Source organism: Pseudomonas fluorescens (assembly GCF_018614655.1).
Taxonomy (GTDB): domain Bacteria; phylum Pseudomonadota; class Gammaproteobacteria; order Pseudomonadales; family Pseudomonadaceae; genus Aquipseudomonas; species Aquipseudomonas fluorescens_BX.
In genome coordinates, this window is record NZ_JAGGOG010000011.1 from 231,037 (window position 1) to 251,421 (window position 20,385).

The 20,385-nt window shown below is 62.9% G+C and carries 6 protein-coding genes; all 6 read right to left on the reverse strand.

Translation table 11 applies throughout. The features are described from left to right. Nucleotides 1-13: 13 nt before the first annotated feature. The 6 genes from J7E41_RS11450 to gspE all read right to left on the reverse strand — a co-directional run bounded on the left by J7E41_RS11450 (nucleotide 14) and on the right by gspE (nucleotide 20,364). Nucleotides 14-1,636 carry a ShlB/FhaC/HecB family hemolysin secretion/activation protein gene (locus J7E41_RS11450; RefSeq protein ID WP_214992891.1) on the reverse strand — a complete coding sequence of 541 codons (1,623 nt, stop codon included), beginning with the start codon at nucleotides 1,634-1,636 and terminating at the stop codon, nucleotides 14-16. Between the two features lie 74 nt (nucleotides 1,637-1,710). After that, the gene (locus J7E41_RS11455) at nucleotides 1,711-2,313 is read right to left on the reverse strand and encodes a transposase (protein ID WP_169357810.1); all 603 of its coding nucleotides are present in this window, start codon (nucleotides 2,311-2,313) and stop codon (nucleotides 1,711-1,713) included. Between the two features lie 938 nt (nucleotides 2,314-3,251). Beyond that, entirely contained in the window at nucleotides 3,252-15,857 is a 12,606-nt protein-coding gene (locus tag J7E41_RS11460; protein WP_214992893.1) for a filamentous hemagglutinin family protein, read from the reverse strand. A 198-nt stretch (nucleotides 15,858-16,055) separates the two neighbouring features. Then, a complete protein-coding gene (locus J7E41_RS11465; protein WP_214992895.1) occupies nucleotides 16,056-17,219 on the reverse strand; it encodes a substrate-binding domain-containing protein in 1,164 nt (387 codons plus the stop codon). Nucleotides 17,220-17,734: 515 nt separating this feature from the next. Then, nucleotides 17,735-18,946 carry a type II secretion system inner membrane protein GspF gene (gene gspF, locus J7E41_RS11470; RefSeq protein WP_214992897.1) on the reverse strand — a complete coding sequence of 404 codons (1,212 nt, stop codon included), beginning with the start codon at nucleotides 18,944-18,946 and terminating at the stop codon, nucleotides 17,735-17,737. After that, nucleotides 18,946-20,364: a type II secretion system ATPase GspE gene (gene gspE / locus J7E41_RS11475; RefSeq protein ID WP_214992899.1), complete on the reverse strand. Its 1,419-nt coding sequence runs from the start codon at nucleotides 20,362-20,364 to the stop codon at nucleotides 18,946-18,948. The genes gspF and gspE overlap by 1 nt, the downstream gene beginning before the upstream one ends. Between the last annotated feature and the right edge of the window lie 21 nt (nucleotides 20,365-20,385).

Sequence of the window (20,385 nt, forward strand, 5' to 3'; positions counted from 1 at the left end):
TCCGTCAAAAGGGTCAGAAAGTCGCCTGCACACTGAAGTGCAGTCGCGAGTCCTGTTTCTGGGTGTTCGGTCCATTGAGCAGTGGGTAGCCCCAGTCCAGGCTGCCGGATAACCACTTGCTCAAACTGGCGCGGGTGCCCAGGCCGACACTGGCCAGGCTGTATTCGTCTTCCTGCTCGGGCAGTGGGTCGTGCAGGCGCAGGCGTGAACCTTCGGCGAACGCATAGAAGCGCCACTCCTGCACATAACTGCCGAGGAATTTGGCCAGGGAGGGCGTGCGCAGCTCCTGGGACAACAGAAAGCCTTCGTCCCCGGTGCGCTCGGCGGCGAGGTAGCCGCGTATCGAGGTGGCGCCACCGGCGGAATACTGTTCGTTGGAAACCAGCGGCCCGGACGCCAGCTGAAAACCGGCCTTGGATGCCGACTGCCAGTCATTGGCGAAGGTGTAGGTGTAATTCAGGTCGCCCTTGAGCACGGCAAAACTGGCACTGGCCTGGTCGCGTTTGTATTGGAACTCCTTGTCGTCGCTGCCGTAGCCGAAAAAGCGGCGGGTGCCGACCACCAGGTTCAGACCCAACCCCAACTGCGAGTGTTCGTTGTAGCGATAGCCGTTGTAGCCAAAGGTCATGGGCGCGTACTTGAGCGGGATCTGATCGCTGCTGCCACCGAAACGCATCTGCTCGTCGAAGTCCTTGAAGTCCACACCCACCGACAGCGAGTTGGCCCAGTTGGCGCTGGCCGGCAGGTTATAAATGGCCGACACGCCATAGGAATGGCCCTTGCCCAACACGTTACTGCCGCCGATCGTGGCGATATTGCTGTCGGACTGATAACCGGAGAATTGCAAGGTCCAGCGCTCGTTCAATGGCGCACTGTAGGAGCCCGACCAGACCTTGGCATTGGAACTGTCCTGGGGCGCAGTGAAGTAGGTCAGGGAAATGCTGTGGCCCAGTTGCCAGAGGTTGTCATAACCCAAGGTGGCAACGCTGCGCAGCTTCTCGGTGTCGGCGCTGTAGTCGTTATTCAGGCCGATGCTGGCGTGCCAGGGATTCTGGTCTTCCACTTGCAGGTCAACATCCATGGTGCCCGGACGCTGGCCTTCGCGAACCAACGGCGTGACCTGGCGCCCAGCCCCCCGATTGAGACCGGCCAGTTGGGTTTGCACGCTGGCAAAATCCGGTACCGCGCCCTCCTTCAGCGCCGGTACTTCGTCGCGAATGTCTACCGGCGAATAATGTTTGGCACCCACCACCCGTACCCGGCCGATCTTGGTTTCGCTGACTTGCAGGTAGACGATGCCGTCATCGACCTTCTGCTCCGGCAACTCGACAAACACCGACTGGTAGCCGCGCTCCTGGTAGATCTTCTGCAAGGCATCACGGGCGCCTTCGATATCCCCCAGGGACTTTTGCGGTCCCAGAAACGGATACACCGCCTCCTCGATGGCCCGCGCATCGAGCACGGTATTACCGCGCACGAAGTACTCATTTACATCCACCAAACGCGCGGGGGCCTCAGGCTGAGCGCCCTCCTCGTCAGCTTGCACCGGCTGCGCCAGCGCCCCCAGCGCCCACCAGCACAGCGCCAGGCAACGCCCGGTGCCGAGCGGCCACGTTGACTTGAACAGATGCTCCACACCGCCCCCTGAAATGCTCGAAATACCCGGATGCCCGGAACTGGCCGTCGCTGTTTGCACAGCGTTTGGCCGACTCAATTGCTGGTGGTCGAGGTAGCGCCGTGACGCGCCAGCCAGGTGTGCAGCAGGGCGAAGTTCAGCGAGAACTCCGGCATGTGCAGCAAGGCGCCGCAGAACACTTCACCGATGATTTTCTGGATCAGCTGTACCGCGCGTGGGTCGTCCAGCAGCGTGGCGATGTCACGCCGCAAGGTGGTAGCGCTCCAGACTTTCTGACTCAGATCCAGGCCGACGAACCAGCGGAACAGCAGGTTGTAATTGAGCTGCTCGTGCAGTTGCTGCTCGCTGGGCACTGAATAGAGCAGTTGCAGCAAGAGAACCTGCAGCACCGTGCGCGGCGCGATCACCAGGCCGGGCTCCACGTTGAGGGCCTGGAGCAGGTCGCGGTGTTGGTCGAACACGTCGTCGATCTGCGGGCGCAGCAGCACCAGCGAATGGCCCGCGGGGATGTAGCTGGAGACTTCTTTCAAGGCGCCTTGCCAGTCGTCCTGGGAGACGATCCAGACCCAGGGCGCGCCGTAGCGATAGACCGAGACCGGTTTTTTGCGGGCGGCTTCGACGATCTTTGACAGGCGCTGATCCAGCTCCTGCATACCCACTTTCGAGTAGCGTTCCATAGTGCCCATTTGCTCCACTCCTGGCATCTTGTCACTGGCCGGAAAGTTGCCTTGCGGCCTCCTCAAGCGCGTTACATAGGCAAGACGGGAGTGGCTGGGGGCTACCGAACTTTTGTCATAAAAGCTTCATTCGGGTGGGGCGGGTTGGTTGGTGTACATATCCGTTGCTGCGGTCACGGCTACGTATGGTTCCGCTCTTACAGCGGGTCACTTTTGGAAAAGAGCCCGGAATGCCGGCCCAGCCAAAAGTAACCAAAAGGGCTCTTGCCCCACCACTCGGCACCTCGCCTAGGCTCGGCATGCCCTCACTTCGGCATTGCTCCGTGGGCCGCCGCAATGGGCCATCCCTGGCCCAGTGCGGCTAAACCGGCGTCCTGCCGGTTTACCCACGGAGCAATGCCTACGTTCAGCCAGCGTGGTTTAACGGGGCGCCTAAGATCAAAAACAGAGCGAGGCGGCCTAGTAGCCGACCTAGTATCTGAAGCGTATGCGTTTCCTCCTCACACCTTCGCGTAGCAGCTGTCGAGCGCCAGCGAGGCTGCGTGCTCTTGATCTGCTTTTGATCTTGATCTTGATCTGAGGCGCCCCGTTAAACCACGCTGGCCGAACGCAGGTATTACGCAGTGGGCATCCCGGCATGGATGCCGGGATAGCCGCGTTGGGCCATGGATGGCCCGTCGCGGCGGCCCACGGAGTAATGCCGGAGTGAGGGCACACCGAGCCTAGGCGAGGTGCCGAGTGGTGGGGCAAGAGCGTTTTGCTTACTTTTGACTGGGCCGGCATTCCGGCTGTTCAAAAGTGAGCCGCTGTAAGAGCGGAACCATACTCAGCCGTCACCGAAAAAACGGATATGTACCCCCGGCCAGCCCTCTCCCCCCCCCACAAAAAAATGGGCGATCACCGATCGCCCCAAATACAACGAGAGGTCCCTGAAAACCCTACAAACTAATCTGCCGCCGCTCCTCATCCGTCAACTGCGCCCGCGCCTGGTCACTCAGTGGCCCAGCCCCAAGCACCTGCACCGGACTGTCCGGGTTATAAACCGGCGACGTCGAAGCCGAATCCGGCCTCCGTTGCACCGGCTCCGTCCCAAACCCCAACACCTCAACCGTGACAATCGACGCCCTGCCCTGGCGCGCCGCCGCCTGTTGATTACGCGCCGCATCCTCCGCCGCCTGGGACGCTGCCGCCCCCGCCGCACTGGCCGACGTCATCGCCCCGGTGTTCACCGCCGCCGACACCGGCACCCCGGACGACTTGCCCTGGGTCTGGATATTCGCCGCGTTCACCACCCGTAACGCCGCAATGTTGATGTTGCCCGACACCCGAATCCCCGCCTCGCCCGCATCGATGGTGCCCAACGGCGCGATCAGGTCGATATCCCCCGCCGGTACTTCCGGAATCGGGTTAAGTGTCGCAATCCCCGCACCGGTACTCGGCACCGACGGCGACAGGCTGACGTTGCCCCAGTTGTCATAGATCCGCCGAGGCGGCGTATACACCACGGTGGTCTTGGATCCCCGGCCGGCGTTGATATCGCCCTCGGCCGACCAACCCATGATCGACCCGCCAAAGGTGGTCATGATCCGGCTCTGGCCCAGCAGAATGCTGCCCATGGAATACAGCTGGATATCGCCGACGCCCTGGGTGATCACCCCCGCCGTCGACGGTGGTGCGGCGCCCTCGATGCCGAAGACCTGGCCGCCACCCGGTGTGAGCATCTGAATCGAACCACCGAAATCGGTGTGTACACCCGAGCCGCCAAACAGTGTGATATCGCCTTTGTAGGTGATCGGGTTGCCGGCCACGTCCTTGTCCGGGAATAACCCGGCGATCGCCGCCCGGCCACGCACATAACTGCCTTGGCGTACGCCGCCGTCCTGGTTGTACTCACGGCCGGCAGCCTTGAGTTCAGCGAAGTAAACATCACGGGCAAACACCCGTTGTTGCTCGGCCGGCAGTGCCGCGTAATAGGCACGGGCCTGGTCGGTGTCGCCGATAAAACCGAAGCGCTCGGCCAGCCAGGTGGCCAGTTCTTTCTCGTAGGTCTTGGCAACCTTGGCGCCCTGGATCGACACCGGCTCGCCGCTTGAGAGCTGATTGGCCCGGTCGAGGTAGGCCTCGACAAAACGGCGGTAGTCGGGGCCATTGGGGCCGGCGCCCGCTTGCATGACGATGCTCGCGCCGGGGCGGTTATCGCCGGGGACGACAGGCCCGAGGCTCGTGATGCTGACTTCGCCGCCACTGGAGACCGGGCGCCCAGACATCAGGATATTGCCGCCAGCCGTCACCTCCAATCCACCAGGCCCGGCGACCTGGAAGTTGCTGTAGAGGATGTCGCGCCCAGCAGACACGATGGAGATGTCATTCGGGTTGTAGTGGATGAACAGGTTGCCCTTGGATTGGGCATTTTCGGGGCTGCTGACCAGGTCAAAACGGCTGCCGCTGCTGACAATATCTCGCCCGGCCTTCATCCAGACCGGCCCACCACCCTCGTACCAGGTCTGCCCCGAATGCAGGTTATCGGGGTTAGAACCAAAGGTGATAATTCGGCCACTGCTGACCCCCAGCAAGTCCCCGGTCAAGGCATAGAAACGTGCCGGCTCGGAAGAGGCGCTGTAGGCCGCCGACGCGCTGCCGGAGCCAAAGGCAAACAACGGCAGCGGGCTATTGGTCTTCACAGGGTTGCCGTTGGCCGACAGGTTGCTGCCATCGATGACCGGCGTGCCGCCAAGGTTGCCGACAAACGCCGGACGCCAAGGGGTCGCCATGACGCTCGGATCGGCTGCCGAAGGGGTGACAAACATCCCGGCGGCATAGATCGAGTCGTGCGCCAGGAACTGCAACTGGCCGTGGGTGCCCGGCGCGAGCAAGAGCGGGGAGCGGTAAGCCAAGTCAGACTGGGCGGAAGCGGAGGCTTTGCCGTAATAAAAACTGCCGCTGGCAGCCGTCGCACGAAGAGTCGACGGATAGACGATTGCTAGGTCAGAGGTCGCCTGGGCGGTATTTGGGGTCAAATTCCCCCCCGCTGAAAACAGGTCGATGGCCGTGCGGTCGGTCCACAGCGAAAACCAACTGGTACCGGCGCCGTATTGCAGGTCATTTTGCCCTGCGCTGCCGCGAGTAAACGCTGAGCTGTTTTGCAGCACCACACGGCCTGGATCGACCACATCCTGCAGTACCAGATCGCCCAGTGTCGCCAGGCTGAAAGTGGCATCGCCCGGAACCAGGGTCATGCCGCCCGCCGCCATGCCACGGGTGGCCTGCAGCGGATCGAACGCCCGGGTTTCACCCGTGCTGTGGTCGGTGGCCACGCTGCCATAGTGCAGGTCGATCTGGCCCATGGCACCACTGCTCAACCGTGCATTGCCGCGCACATCCACCAGCATGCCGTTCTGCCGGCCGGTCGTCAGATCGCTGGCCGCATTCAAGGCGCCACCAATATTCACCCGCAGGTCGCCACCGCCGGTCAGTTGCAGGCTGCCGTCACTGGCAACCCGACCGGTGCTGCCGACGGCCAGCACCAGGCCCTGGCTACGCGGGTTGACGCTGGAACTCAGTGTGCTGCCTAGCATGCTGCGTAACAGCCCCGCGTCACCGCCCACCTGAACATCCAGGTCGCCCCCACCCAACGTGCCAAACCCGGTAAACCCAACCAGTTGATCCACCCGCTGGTCAGCCATGGCCGTCGAGGTGTAGCTGCCGAAATTGATCCACCAGGCCGTCGGCTGCACTTGCCCGCCCGTATTCACATTGCCGCTGCCCTGGCGCCATAGCCAATTACCCACATCCGCCGAATCATTGCCACTGTCCACTGGGTTGGGGCGCCCGACGCCACTCCCCGAGCTGGGCGCGACGATGTTCCCCGTCAGACTGCCACCCACCTTCAGGAACAGGTTGCCACCCGCCTCCGGGTACCAGGCACGGTACAGGCTCTCGGTCCCACCATTGACGAAGCGTTCGTAGTAACCGGCCGGATCGTTCAGCACCGTCTTGCCAGGCCCCAACGCCTTGGGCTGGTTGTAGGGATCACCGGCCTGGGTGGCGGTGGAAGACGTGCCGGCGGTGTAGACCCCGTACAGCGAATCCATGCTCAAGTTGCCGGCGCTCAACAATTGCAGGTCGCCGGTGCCGGTACGGATGACGCTGAAGCGCGTGCTCGAGGGCGTTGCCTCGTACGTCGTCTCGCTCTGGGCCAGGCAGAAAGAAGGGGTTTGTTCACACAGCGCCTCGACGGTGGGGATCGTCGGTTCGCCCAGGTCTTCAATGAATTTCTGATCAATCACCGCCCCGACCTGGACGATGATGCCGTTCCCAGCGAGTTCGTCCGCCGCACTTTGGGTCCAGACATACGTGACCTTGATCGCACAGAACTCGGGTGTGTCGGCACAGAAGCTTTCAATCGTGCCGCCGCCCAACTCATCGAGTATGGCCTGGGAGATCGGCTCGCCCACCTTGACCTCCACACCCAGGCTGGCAAGGACTTCCACCGATGCGGCAGTCCAGGTCTGCACGCCTTTGGCCGGCAGTTTATTGGCATACATGCCGTAGTGACTGTCCGCAAGGTGCAGGTCGCCACTGCTTGGGTGCGCCTGCAAAATACCGCTGTCCGCCGCGTCAGTGTCGGCCCCGGCCACCAGTCGCAGTGACCAGGATTGCGAACCTTCAGCCAGCATCGGCGAGATGGCCCAGAGCTTGCCCTGGCGGCCCGCCACTTCCGGACGCAACTGCACTGAACTCACGCCGTCCAGCAGCTTGACGTTGGTGCCGGATGGAATCAGTGCACCTTGCGCCAGCGGTATATTGCCGTTGAGGGTGACGACATTGCGGGCGGCACTTGAGGCGGCAAACAGCGACGGCAGTGGTACGCCCTTGGGCCATGTCATGGCCTTGAGTGCAGTGCCTTGAGTCAACAGGCTGCCCGCTTCAAGTTGCGAGCCAGCCGCCAGTGTCTGCGCCTGGGCCAGCAAGGTACCGGCCGCCAGCAGTACATTGCCGGAGGCATCCAGTACCGCCGCCGCCAGCACCGTACCGGATGGCAACAACAGGTCCTGAGCCAGGGTGGCGCGTACCGGCAAGCGGGTACCGGCCGCCACGGTCATACCCTTGATCGGCAGGTCATAGTTCAACACCGTGCCCGCTGGAAAGGCCGTGCCGTCGGCGAGTGTCACGCCATTGCCCGGCACCACGACAGTGCCGCCGGTAAAGTCGATACCCGGTAACAGCACCCAACCTTTGTCATCCACGGTTTCAGGCGGCGGAGCGAAACCATCGTTGATGCTGCCGTAGATATTCAGGTCACCACCGGCGCGTAAGGTCAGGCTGCCGGACTCCCCCGAACCATAGACCGAAGTTTTCTGGCTGTGGGGATTGAGGCTCGCATAGCGATAGCCGGACAGGTCGACATCGCCCTGCACCACCAGGTCACCGTCCGGGGTCTTGCTGACGATTTCTACCCCGGGCCGCAGGTGGAATACATCGGCATAGGCGGCGTTATTCAAACCGGCAAGCTTGTTCTGCAGCAGGTCGCTGTTAAGCAGCGCGGCGTTGATAAATCCGGTGCTCAACGCATGTTTAGTGTCCAGGTAGGCTTGATCGATAACCTGATACGGTCGGCCACTGGCCGTGGGCGTGGTTTTTACCGGCGCATCGTCATAGCGTGCCATGCCGTTGAGCGTGATCGAGCGTGCGCCCTGGATATCCAGGCGGCCACGGGCATTGATGGCGATGTCATTGCTGGTGCCATCGGGGTTGATCAGGCGTGGCGCGTTCAACTCCAGGCTGCCGCGATTGAGGCCGTCGTTGCCTGCTGTGGCTTGCGTGCCATGGCGCAAGTCGATGCGTACGCCATCGGCCAACGTCAGTACACCGCTGCCGGAACCCAGGACCACCATGGCCCGGTTCGGCGAATCGATGATCTTGCCGTAACTGTCGACCCGCAGTTTGCTGCCGTGGGCATCCAGCACGGCACCGCCGCCCAGGATCAGGCCATTGTTGCCCGCCAGGTTAATGCTGCCGACCCGTTCGCCACTGGCGTCCAGCAACCCGTTGACGCGCAAACTGCCGTTGTCCAGCGAAACGCTGATTGCGCCGGCCTTGAGGCCGTTGCCGATGGTCAGGTCGCCCTGCTTGAGCTGGAAGCTGCGCGCGCCGAATACCTGGCCGTCGTTCAAGCGTTGATTGAGGGAGGCGAACTGTTGGTCCAGGGAACCGCTGCCCGCCAGGCGCTGCGCCTGGATCTCCACGGTGCCGGCCTGATACGGCATCAAGGTGCCGCCGGCATCGTAATAACCACTGCTGCTGCCAAGGATCTTGCCTTGCAGGTCGACGATCCCACCCGCCGTATCCAATGCCACCGCCCGCAACTTGCCGGCCTGATTGTGTTTGGCGGACAGGTCGATGGTCGAGCCCGCCGCCTGGAGGATGTTGCCGCTACGGCTATCGAGCAGCACGTTGCCACCCCAGCCGTACTGGGTCACATCGTTGAACGCGATGGCACGGCCAGCGACGTCGATCAGCGCCCCATCCGTCAGCACCACATCGCCACGGGCCCCGAGGCTGACCTTGCCGCTGGGCAGCACCACCGCACTGGCCAGGCGAATGCTGTCGCCTTGCAGGGACAACTCGGCGCCTTGGCCGTTGACCGTGCCACGGCTACCAGCCGAGACCGCTACGTCAATGGCGCCGCCTGCGGTAATGCGGTTCACCGAGCCCCCTTCACCGGTCATCAGCGGCGTGAGGATGTTGAGGTTGCCACCGCTGTACTGGAAGCCCTTGAGCGGGTCATAAGCGCCCTGGCTCTGATAGACCGACAAGCTGCCTTTGTGGTCGGCGGTGATGCGCTCGCTGGCGTTGAGGTTGACGTTGGAAAAGCCCAGGGCGAGGCGGTCGAATGTGCTGGTGGTGCTCGGCTGGGCAAAGGTGCCGTAGCCGAACTCGATGCGCTCGGCGTTGATATTCAGCCGCCCGCTGCCGGTACCGGCACCGCCGGCCACCACGGCGCCTGGCGGCGTTTGCGCGCCCAGCCAGATCAAGTTGGCCGTATGCAGGGTGGCCACATCATCGGCGGCGCCCGAGCCATAAATCGCGGGTGTGGAGAGCATCAGGTTGCTCAGCAACGACTTGCCGGTCAGCGGGTCGTAAGTGTCGAGCGCGGCGCTGCCGTAAAAGTTGAAACTGTCCCGGGCCGAGAGTTGCAGGGTCTCCAGGGCCGGCGCACCAAACTGAGTGTCACCGCGCAACAGGCGATCGAGTAATGGCTGGGTAAGGGTCATACCAGCCGGCAGGCGATTGCTGGCCGCCGCAGCCGCCAAAGCTTCGGGGCTGCCGAGGTTAATGGTGCTCAACCCCAGGTTGAAGTGACGGGTGCCATAACGCACCTGGTCCCCCAACTCGAAGGTCTTGTCCGTCATCGCCACGATACTGCCTTCGGAATACAACGCGGTTTCCCCGCTGCACGGGGCACTGTTGCACACACCGACCTTGATCCCACCACTGACCTGCCCGCCCGGTTGAATCTGGCTAATGACATTGAGCGAGCCATTGGACACCGCCAGCATGTTGCTGACCTGGTAGATAAAACCGTCGCGGGCGTCGTAGCTGGCCTTGCCGCGATCCATGCTGTTGATCGACGCGCCCTGTTCGAGGGTGATCGCGCCGGTGTTGCTCATCAAGAACACTTCCGGGGCGGCAAGGGTGGCGCCTTCACGCAAGATGATCGCGTTATTGGCACCGTTGCTGCCCTCGGCCAAGGTGATGTAGTTGCCACCCTGCCCGTATCGCACCAGCGTCAGGCCACCGACCATCAAGCGCGAGGCCCCCAGTGCATTGAGGCTGTCGTCATTGAGGGTAATCCCGCCGAACCCTTGGGTGGCGGATTGGCCTGCGCCGACCACTTCGATGCCGTTCCAGCCCGGGTTGAGCACCGCCACCGTGCCGCCGTAGCCGCCGGCAGCGGCGTCGAAACGGCCGATCCCCTGGAATGAGAACGCGTGTTCGCCATCCCCTGCCCGTAGCGCCAGCTTCAAGGTCTTGGCATCCACTGGCAGCAGCGGACGCGGCACCCCGAGCTTGGCGGCATCGGCGACGGCGAACTGCGCGTAACCGGTTTCGTTGTATTGCGAATAACGGCGCAAGGTATCGGCCGACGTCAGGATCAATTGGCTCGCCACGCGGTTGTTGATCGCAGTGTTGGCAATCGACAAATGCCCGGCCGTGGCCCAGGAACCATTGCGCATCCGTTGCGTCGAGGTGTCGCCCCCCAGTCCCGCCAGGCCGTTGATCTCTACGCGAAACGCCCCGGGCATCAGTGCGTAGGTGGAAGGCATCAAGGTATAGGTACCCGCCGGCAGCCCAGGTACACCGGCCCCGATGGTGACTTGTTGGCCGATCAGCGGCGCCACCGCGCCACCCTCCGCCGCCACGGGTGCGACGGCGGGCTGGACCCCAGGCACGATCGCGTAAACCGGGTTGGTCGCAAGGCCTGGCAAGACAAAACCACCCTGGACGCCGAACTGCACCAGCGGGTTATAACGCGCATCCGTGGAACCGCCGCGCCCGGAGACAAACCCCGCCCCCAGCAACTCACCACCACCGGAGAGGTCCAGCGTGGCCTCGGGCAATACCGCCACCGACTTGCCCCCCAGGATCACCCCGACACTGAGGTCACTGTTGGGGTTGACGATCGCGCCCTGCCCGAGAAAAGTCACCGTCTTGCCGTTGTATTGATAGACCTGGTTATCGACCGTGCCGCCGTAAGGCAGGACCAGGCCCTTGCCACTCACCGACGTCACGCTGCCGGGCAGCAACTCGACCCGGTTGCTGCCCATACCGCCAATATTGATCAGCCCGAGCGGAGCTCGGACCACACCGCCCTGGCGGACAGTTGCGGCACCCAATTGCAAGCGACCAAACGCTGAATACGGCACCGCCACGTCCGTCGCGCCGGTACGGCCGATAGTCAATGTGCGCGAGGGGTCGAACCTGATGTCGGTGCTGCTGAATTCGCTCAGGTAGCCGGCGAGCACCCGCGCGCCGACTTCGGTGCCGGGGTACAACTGCGCCGCCCGCAAGGTCATGTCGCCCTGGGTCAGCAGCTGTGTGGAGATGTCCTGGGCCACAGGGACGCCTTCAGCACCGGCCAGAAAGCGCAAGTCACCCTGGCTGGTCAGTTGCACCTGGTCAAAACCACGGCGCTCGACACTCACCAGACTGTTGTCAGCCTGGCGCACGTTGCCCTTGCTGCCGAATACCACGCTGCCCCGCACATCCAGCAGATTGCCAGTGGCATTGAAATGCGCACTGGTTGCCCGCTGGGACGGTAGCCCGGTAGACAGCGCACGCACGTACCCTTCCCGGGCATCCACGGGTGAGAGCATGCCGGCCAACAACAGGTACGGCGCCGACAGATTGACCTGGGAGGTGCCCGCCACGTTATCACCCAGGCTCAAGGCGCCGCTGTACAGGCGCAGGCTCTGGCCCATGTTCAACGCAACGTCGCCGTCGAAACTCAACAGGCCACGGCTCAGCAGTGCCAGGTTATCGAACCCGCCCGCCGTGACCTGATCCACGCCCAAACGCGCGTGGCCATATTCCAGGCTATCGGCCTCGGTCGTGCCCACCTCGTGGGTTTGGCTGAGCACCAGTTCACGGGCTTTCAGCACCCGGTCGGTCACCGCACGCGTCAAGTAATTGGGGCTCTCCAGCGCGACCGCCAAGGTACCGCCTGCGGCGGTGGCGCCACCGGCCTGGGCGACAAAACTGCCGTCCAGGTACAGGCTATTGTTGGAGGCCAGGCTGATGCTGCCGCCGTTGCTCGCCACCTGCACCGCGCCCTGCCCCGGGATATTCAACAAAGCTTGAGTACCCGAGGCTTCCAGCCGCGCGCCTTCACGCACCACCACAAACACATCGCTGGCCTTGGCAATGCCGGTGGCCAAGTCGATATCGCCGCCCACGGTGATCTTGCCGCCATCACGTACCAGGCCGTAAGTGCGCCCACGGTTATCGACAGCGGTCGCGGCTCGGGCCGAGACGTCAATCCGTGCGTGTTCGCCCACCTGGATGGCGCGACCATGGCCGATGGCATTCGCTTGTTCCAGCGCCTGTGGCGGCATGGTCAGGCCGCCAAGGTTGACACTCCCGCCCCAGGCATTGAGCGTCCCATCCAAGGTCAGTTGGCCGACGCTGCGCAGGTTGATTGCCTGGCCTGGATCAACATTGATTACCGCGCCCTGGCCCACTGTCAGTGCGGTGGTCGCCAATTGCGCGGCGGTGGTTTCCTGATGACCCGCGGTCAGCGTCAACCCGGCGCCGCGGCGCTGGGTCAGCACGCCCTTGACTGCATCCTGCTGATACAACTCGGGGGTCCAGCGTTCCATGACGCTGGCCAGCTCGCTACCGCTCGGGGCGGTGGTTGCCTGTTCACCCAAACGGTAAGCCGGCAGGCTGACATCCACCTGGGCGCCGTCGGCGACGATCAGCCCTTCATTGCCGGTGATGTCATAGGCCGAAAAACCCTTGTTGAAAAAGTCTGCGCCCAGTTGCAGGGTGTCAGCATCCGGCGTGCTGGCGCTCTTGCCGATCAGCACCTTGCGCGCCTGCAAGGCCAGGGTGCCGCCGCCGTTGACGCCATAGCCACGAATCTCGCCGCCCAGCTCAAGCGCACCAAACGCCCCCAAGGTCACACTGCCGCCCTTGCCGCCGCTGACCTTGCCATCCAGTCCGATGGTTGCCCCCGATGACGTATCCACCAGGCTCCCGGACGCCAGTTTCACGTCACCGGTACTGCGCAGCGACACCTTGCCACCGTTGGCATAAGCCACGCCCTCGGTAACCGAGGGCTCCAGCGTGAGATTGTTCCAGCGTCCGGAGGCATCCAGCTTGACCCCGGCAGCCACGTCGACTCGCCCCTGGCCCGCCAGGATCACATCACCGACGACATTGTTGCTGTTGAGGTTGACCTGATTGAGCACGTTCCCGGCATTGATGCTGCCACCCTTGGCGGTCAGGTTGGCATTGAGCGTGACCTGTGGCCCGAACAAGGTGATATCCCCCCCGTCGGCCACCTTGAGCGCACCCTTGACCTCAATCTGCTGCCGGGCGCCGACCTTGATCGCCCCCAACCCGAAGCCGTTGAGCTGGTCGCTGTCGAGCACCAACTTGCCCTGGCGCGCAGCCGGCAGTGCAGCGGTCAGGTCCAGGCCTTCGGCGATTTTTTGCGTGTTGCTGTCGATCAGGACCTGATCCATGGCCGGTGTCAGGGTGTAACGCAAGGTGCCGGTGCTTTTGTTGAAGATCGGCGTGTACTGACCAATGATCAACTGCGCCCGTTGGGCCATGGCCTTCTGTGATTGCTGATAACCGTCGAGGTTGATATTCGGCGCCTGGACCTGGCGATCGCCCTGGAACACATCGCTGATCAACTGGCCTTCCAGGACAGCGTTCGAGGTGCCAACCACCAACTTGCCAGCGTCACGGCCTACGATGTAACCGGCCTCGTATCGACGTTGCGAAGCGATCAATGGGTTGTAGTAGAGATCGGTGCGCCCCCAGCGTGCACTGGTGTCTTCAAACCCTTTGTAGAAGCCGGTGTAGAGGATGTCCCCCGGCGCTTTCGACAGTTCATAGAGGCGTCCATCCGGCCCCTTGAGCCAGCTTTGCTGAATATAGCCATCCTGCACATCCACGGTACCGCCCGACAGGTTAAGCTGCGCGCCGACCTGGGTCACCAGCTCCTTACCGGTAAAGGTCAGCGTGCCACCCTGGGCCATCCACTCGCCCACCGAATGGCCTTGGGTCCCAAGGTAGCCACCCACTTCCAACAGGCCACCGGCGGTGTACCAACGGTCCGTGGCGTAGCCATTGGTACCCGCCGGGACGAACACCAGGTCCCGCAAGTCGACCCAGACATCGTTGTTGATCAACTTGCCGCCTTCGCGGTTGACCGAGGCATCGCGCTGCTCATTGCCCTGGACGTTGATCTTGATGTTGTTGGATTCCATCGCCACCTTGACGCCGACGGCGCCGGACACATCGATCATCGCGCCGTCACGCACCAGGCTGCGCTGGCCAGCGGTGACCGCCACTTGACCACCGGTGGCCAGGGTGATCGAGCCTTTCTGGAAATCCACAGTGCCGCCGCTGACGATCTCCACCCGGGATTGATCGGTGCGATCGCTGACGCTGCTGAGGTTGTTGAATTGCCCGGTAATCAGGTTGACCGGCAAGCCGTCGAGCTTGACCAAGCCGTTATCCCGCTGGCTGTTGAGGGCCGTGCTGGCGCTGCTGTCCAGCAGGATCGCGGTAGTACCGCCCTGCCCCAGGGTCACACTGCCGGTTTTATCGGTGGCCGAGTTGAGCAAGTGAATGGTGCCACGCGTATCCACCGAGGTACTGGTCAACACGACGCCGTTCTGCTGCACCTGGTGCCCGGTGAGGGTGATGTCGCCCGTGGACGCCATGATCAGGCCGTTGTTGCTGACCTTGCCCGACGTGCTGCCAGCCTTGAGGCTGGCTGCCACTTCATTGCCACGGGTGGTGGAGCGGTCATTGCCCGCCGTGCCAACGCCCCGGCGGATATAGAAACTGTCACCGGCCGCCAGGGTGGCCTGGCCCTTGGCGGTGATGATCGTGCCGGCGTTTTCCACCTCCGAACCCAGCAGCAAAGCGTAGCCACCGGCGTCGGTGGCCGTGGCCGCGTTGTGGGTCTGGATCAGAGCACCGCGCTGCACCTCGACCTTGCCCGCCGCTTCGGTGAAGGTCGGCTGAGTACCGTTGGCATCCACATAAATCCCGCGCTGGGTGAACTGCTCATCGGTGATAGTCGCGGCAGCAGCCACCAGGTTGCGCACGTTGACCTGGCTGGTGCCACTGAAGACCACGCCGTTACGGTTCATTATCATCACCGTGCCCGCGCCCTTGATCTGGCCCTGGATTTCGCTGGGCCGGGCGTTGGGATCATTGACCCGGTTCAGCGCGGCCCAGTTCGACTGCTGCTGGAAGTCGACAGTGGTGTTGCGCCCGACGTTGAAAGTCTCCCAGTTGAGGATCGCCTTGTCGGCGGTCTGCTCAATGGTCACTGTAGTTTTGCCACTCGCCTGGTTCTGCACCGGTTTTTTGGCATTGGTCCAGCCCTGGGTCAGGCTGTTGTCCACCTGCAGCCCGCCCTTGCCGAGGCCGTCGGGGACGTTCGAGATCTGCCCCAACGCAGCCTGCCGACCCGCAGCCTGGGCCGCCTGCTGGGCAGCAATAGCGGCGACGCTGGTATTGAGGGTGCTCAAGGAGCGCTGCAACTGCTGGTTGACCCGGGTCTGCTGAGACAACGGTGGCGGCATCCCCGGCACCTGGGCACCAGGACGTGCGGCCGTCGCCGCCTGGGAGGCACCTTTGGCCGCGAACCAACCGGAACTGAACGCCGTGGCACCCTGGGCACTGCCCGCTACCAGCAACAAGGCGATGGCATGGGCCAGCGGCTTGAGGCGCAGGATCGTCTGGCCGCCAGGGCCTTGGGCATTCACATTTACCGTTGGTTTGCAGCGGACCATCTGGACTCATCCTTCTTTGTCATTGCCGAAGACGCGCGTCACGTATGGGAGTTAGGCCGTTGGCGAGGGGCGGGACTGAACTTCTGTCACGGAAAATTCATATGGACGCGCTGCACGCCGCGAGAACGTTGCGCAAAAAAAATCAGCAACGGCACAGGCCGTTGCTGATCAGGCATTGCGTATCAATGAAAGCAAGGGTTACAGCGGACGACCGATGGCGTTGCAGACGCTGGTGTTGCCGATGCTCAAGCCGTTGGTTGCAGTGACGAAGGTGTCACGAACGGCGGTTTTCCAGTTGGCTGGCAGTGGCACGAAGCGGTTGTTCTTGATGGCGTTGTCGTTGTTGGTCAATGTGCTCGAACCGTAGTGACGGCTGAAGAAAGCACGCACTTGCGAGGTTTGGGTCGCATCGGCGTAGCACTGGCTGAAGATCAGGTTGGTGAAGCCCAGGATTGGGTAGCCATCGGTTGGGTAAGGCACGACGCTTGGATCAAGTGGGTCGGCAGCGCCAAACACTGGAACCCAGAGGTTCTGGGTGCCACGGTCAGCGACGGCAGGCGGGGCAACGTTGCCGATGGCAACCGAGACGTTGGCAGGGTTAGGCGAAACACCACCGATCTGGGCGACTTTGGTAGCGTCATCCAGGCCGGCCAGGGTCGGTGCGGCGTAGTCAGGGCTCATGTAAGTGATGCGGCTGTCAGCAGCATTCAGCGCATCCATGACGCCTTGGCTGGTGACTGCAGGTACGGCACCAGCTGGCAGGCCACCCGAGTAGCTGCTGGCGAAGTTGGTGGTGACGGCGAAGGTGCCGGTTTCGGCGCACTTGGCTTTCAGGAAGCGGGTGAACAGCTCAGTGGTACCGCTGCTCTCGTTGCGGTAAACCACCGTCAGGTTACCGGTGCGGCCGGAGGTAGGGATCTGGTCCCAGGTGGTCAAACGACCGGAGAACACACCGCACAGCTCATTGACGCTCAGGTTGACTGCGGTGGCGCCTGCCTTGTTGAACGGAATGGCAACCGACGTGGCCACCGACGGCACCTGGATCAACTTGCCCCAGGCCGCGCCGTGGGCGCTGGCGTAGTTAGTCAGTTCAGTGTTAGTCAGCTTGGAGTCGCTACCCGCCCAATGCACGTTCTTGGTACCGGCACCCAATTGGCTGTAGTCGTTGTTCAGGAAAGCCAGCTTGCCTTTACCGCTACCCACACCGATGTACGGGGCAAAACCGGCAGTCAATACACCGGCAGTCTGGTACAGCGGCTGTGGCAGCGTTGCACCGCCACCGTTGATGTCAGCCATGGCCGCCTGGGCGGTGCACAGGGCAGCGAGGGTCATGGATACCGCGAGAACATTGCGCTTAAACATGAAGATGCTCCTTTCGTCGTATTCGTACGTTGAGTAGATGGCTCTTGCATGACGCTATGGCGCTCCGGTCCCAAGCCTGGATCAGGGGTGACTTGAAGGTGAGGCCATGGCGAAGAAGTTCGCAGTTTCCGATGACAGCTAAAGGAAAAAACCTCGGGAGAAAACCCTTGATTTTCAAATAGATTCTCGGGTGTTTCGGCAACAAAAGCGGACGGTTTCGGCCCAGGTGACAGCGAGGTTTCACTCGATTTTTTCAGCCCTTGGCTGCAGGCCGCATGCGCTGTGTCGAAGGGTGTTGCAGATGACAGAACAAGGAACCCGAGGTTGGGTAGTGTGGAGTCGGGTTCCAGGGGCGGAGTTATTCGCCGTAGCAGTTGTCGAGCCTTGGCGAGGCTACGTAGGCCGCGCCACTGTTCCCAAGCCGAGTTGCACCCTACGCAGCCTCGCCAAGGCTCGACAGCTGCTACGGGGGGATCAAATGGAACGACCCCACGTTTGCCCGGTGACGTTGCGGTCTAGGTGACCAACTGATTGATCTCGATGATCGGCAACAACACCGCCATGACGATCACCAGCACCACCGCGCCCATCACCACGATCATCAAGGGTTCGAGTAACGCCGTCATGCCCATGGCCCGCCGCTCTATGTCCCGGGACAGGGTTTGCGCGGCGCGTTCAAGCATCGGCGGCAACGAGCCGGTTTTTTCGCCGCTGGCAATCAGGTGGATGAGCACCGGCGGGAACACCTTTTCCACCGCCAGGGCCGGTGCCAGGTTGACGCCTTCGCGCACCTTGGCAGTGGCCTCGGTGACGCATTGGCTCAGGCGATCGTTGGACAAGGTCTGACGCGCCGCCTCCAACGCCCGCAACAACGGCACCCCGGCGCCACCCAGAATCGCCAGTGTGGAGGCAAACCGTGCGGTATTGAGCCCCAGTACAAAGCGCCCGATCAGCGGCAACCGCAGGACTCGACTGTGCCAGCTCAAGCGCGCCACCGGGTTGCGCAGGTACAGGCGCCAACTCCAGAAGCCGCCTACCAGCACGGCAAAACACAACCAGCCCCAGGCGCGGATAAAGTCGCTGGCATTGAGCATCGCCAGGGTCAGCCCCGGCAGGTCCTGGCGCGCCTGGGAAAAGGCACTGACCACTTGCGGCACCACGTAGCTCAACAGGAAAATCACGATGCCGATGGACACCAGCCCGACCACCCCCGGATAGATGAACGCCGTGAGGATCTTGCCCCGCAAATTGTTGCGCTCCTCGATGTAGTCCGCCAGGCGCTCCATGACCTGGGCCAGGTCACCGGACTCCTCCCCCGCCGCGATCAGCGCCCGGTAGATCGACGGAAAATCCCGCGGCCGCGCCGCCAAGGCGTCGGCCAGACGCATACCGCTGCGCACATCGGCACGCACGCTACTGAGGATCTGCGCGATGTGCTTGCGCTCGGCCTGCTCCACCGTGGCACTGAGGGCCGCTTCCAACGGCAGGCTGGCCCCCAGCAAACTCGCCAGTTGGCGAGTGGCCCACGCCAAGTCGTTGTCCGATAGCTTGGCACTGAACAATCCACCCGTGTTGGCCGTGGGGTGGTTGTCCTCGATCTGCACCAACAAGGCGGTCAGCCCGCGGCTGCGCAAGTGGGCAAAGGCGCCGCTCTGGCTATCGGCTTCCAGGTGGCCGGATTCGAGTTTGCCGGTGGCATCGGCGGCTTCATAGCGGTAGCGATTCATCAGGCGTCCCGTGTCACACGCAGGATTTCTTCGGGTGCGGTGGCGCCGCTGCGCACCCAGCGTTCGCCGTCCTCACGCATGCTCAACATCCCTGCCCGCCGCGCGGCAGCTCGCAGATCCTGCTCGCCGGCGCCCTGGTGGATCAGGCCGCGCAGGTCATCGTCAATGCAGAACAATTCGTGGATGCCCGTTCGACCGCTGTAGCCGATCTGGTTGCAGTGAACGCAGCCCACCGGGCGCCAGGTGCCGGGGTTCGCGGGGTCTTCTTCCTTGCAGTGCGGGCACAGGCGGCGCACCAGGCGCTGGGCCAACACACCGAGCAGAGATGAGGCCAGCAAAAAGGGTTCGACGCCCATGTCGATCAAGCGGTTGACCGCCGACACCGCGTCGTTGGTATGCAGGGTCGCGAGCACCAAATGCCCGGTCAGCGAGGCTTGCACGGCGATTTGTGCAGTTTCCAGGTCACGAATTTCACCGATCATGATGATGTCCGGGTCCTGCCGCAGAATCGCCCGCAAGGCCAGGGCGAACGTCATGTCGATCTTGGCGTTGACCTGGATCTGGCTGATACCCGGCAAGTCGTATTCCACCGGGTCTTCCACGGTGAGGATATTGCTGGTGCTGGCGTCCAGCCGCGCCAGGGCGGCGTACAAACTGGTGGTCTTGCCGCTGCCCGTGGGCCCGGTGACCAGCACGATGCCATGGGGCTGGCGAATCAGCGTATCGAGCCTGGCCAATAGCTGCGCCTCCATGCCCAGGGTTTCCAGTTGCAACCGTCCGGCCTGCTTATCCAGCAAACGCATCACCACCCGTTCGCCATGGCCGGTGGGCACCGTCGATACCCGAATATCGATAGGCCGCCCTGCTACCCGCAGGGCAATGCGACCGTCCTGGGGCAGGCGTTTTTCGGCGATGTCGAGCTGGGCCATGATCTTGATCCGCGACACCAATGCGCCGTGCAGCGCCTTGCGGGGCGACACCACATCACGCAAGGTGCCGTCGACGCGGTAGCGCACCACAGAGTGACTTTCATAGGGCTCAATGTGGATATCACTGGCTTCGTCGCGGGCGGCCTGGGTCAGCAAGGCGTTGATCATGCGAATCACCGGCGCACCGTCCTGGGTGTCCAGCAGGTCAGTGATTTCCGGCATATCTTGCATCAGGCGGTCGAGATCGACTTCGTTCTCAGCGGCGCCCACCACGGCGGCGGCGCTGCCAGTGTCGGCATAAGAACTGGCCAGCAGGCCGTCAAGTTCGTCGTCGCGCACGTGCTCCAGAGAGGTTGGGCCGAACTGGCGATGGACTTCATTGATGGACCAGCCGGGGGTCGAGGGGCAAATGGTCAGCAACGGGCCCTCCTCACCCGGGCGCAGGAGGATGCGCTGGGACTTGGCCCAGACGTAAGGCAGCAAGCTCATAACACCTTCCTTTGGGCGTCC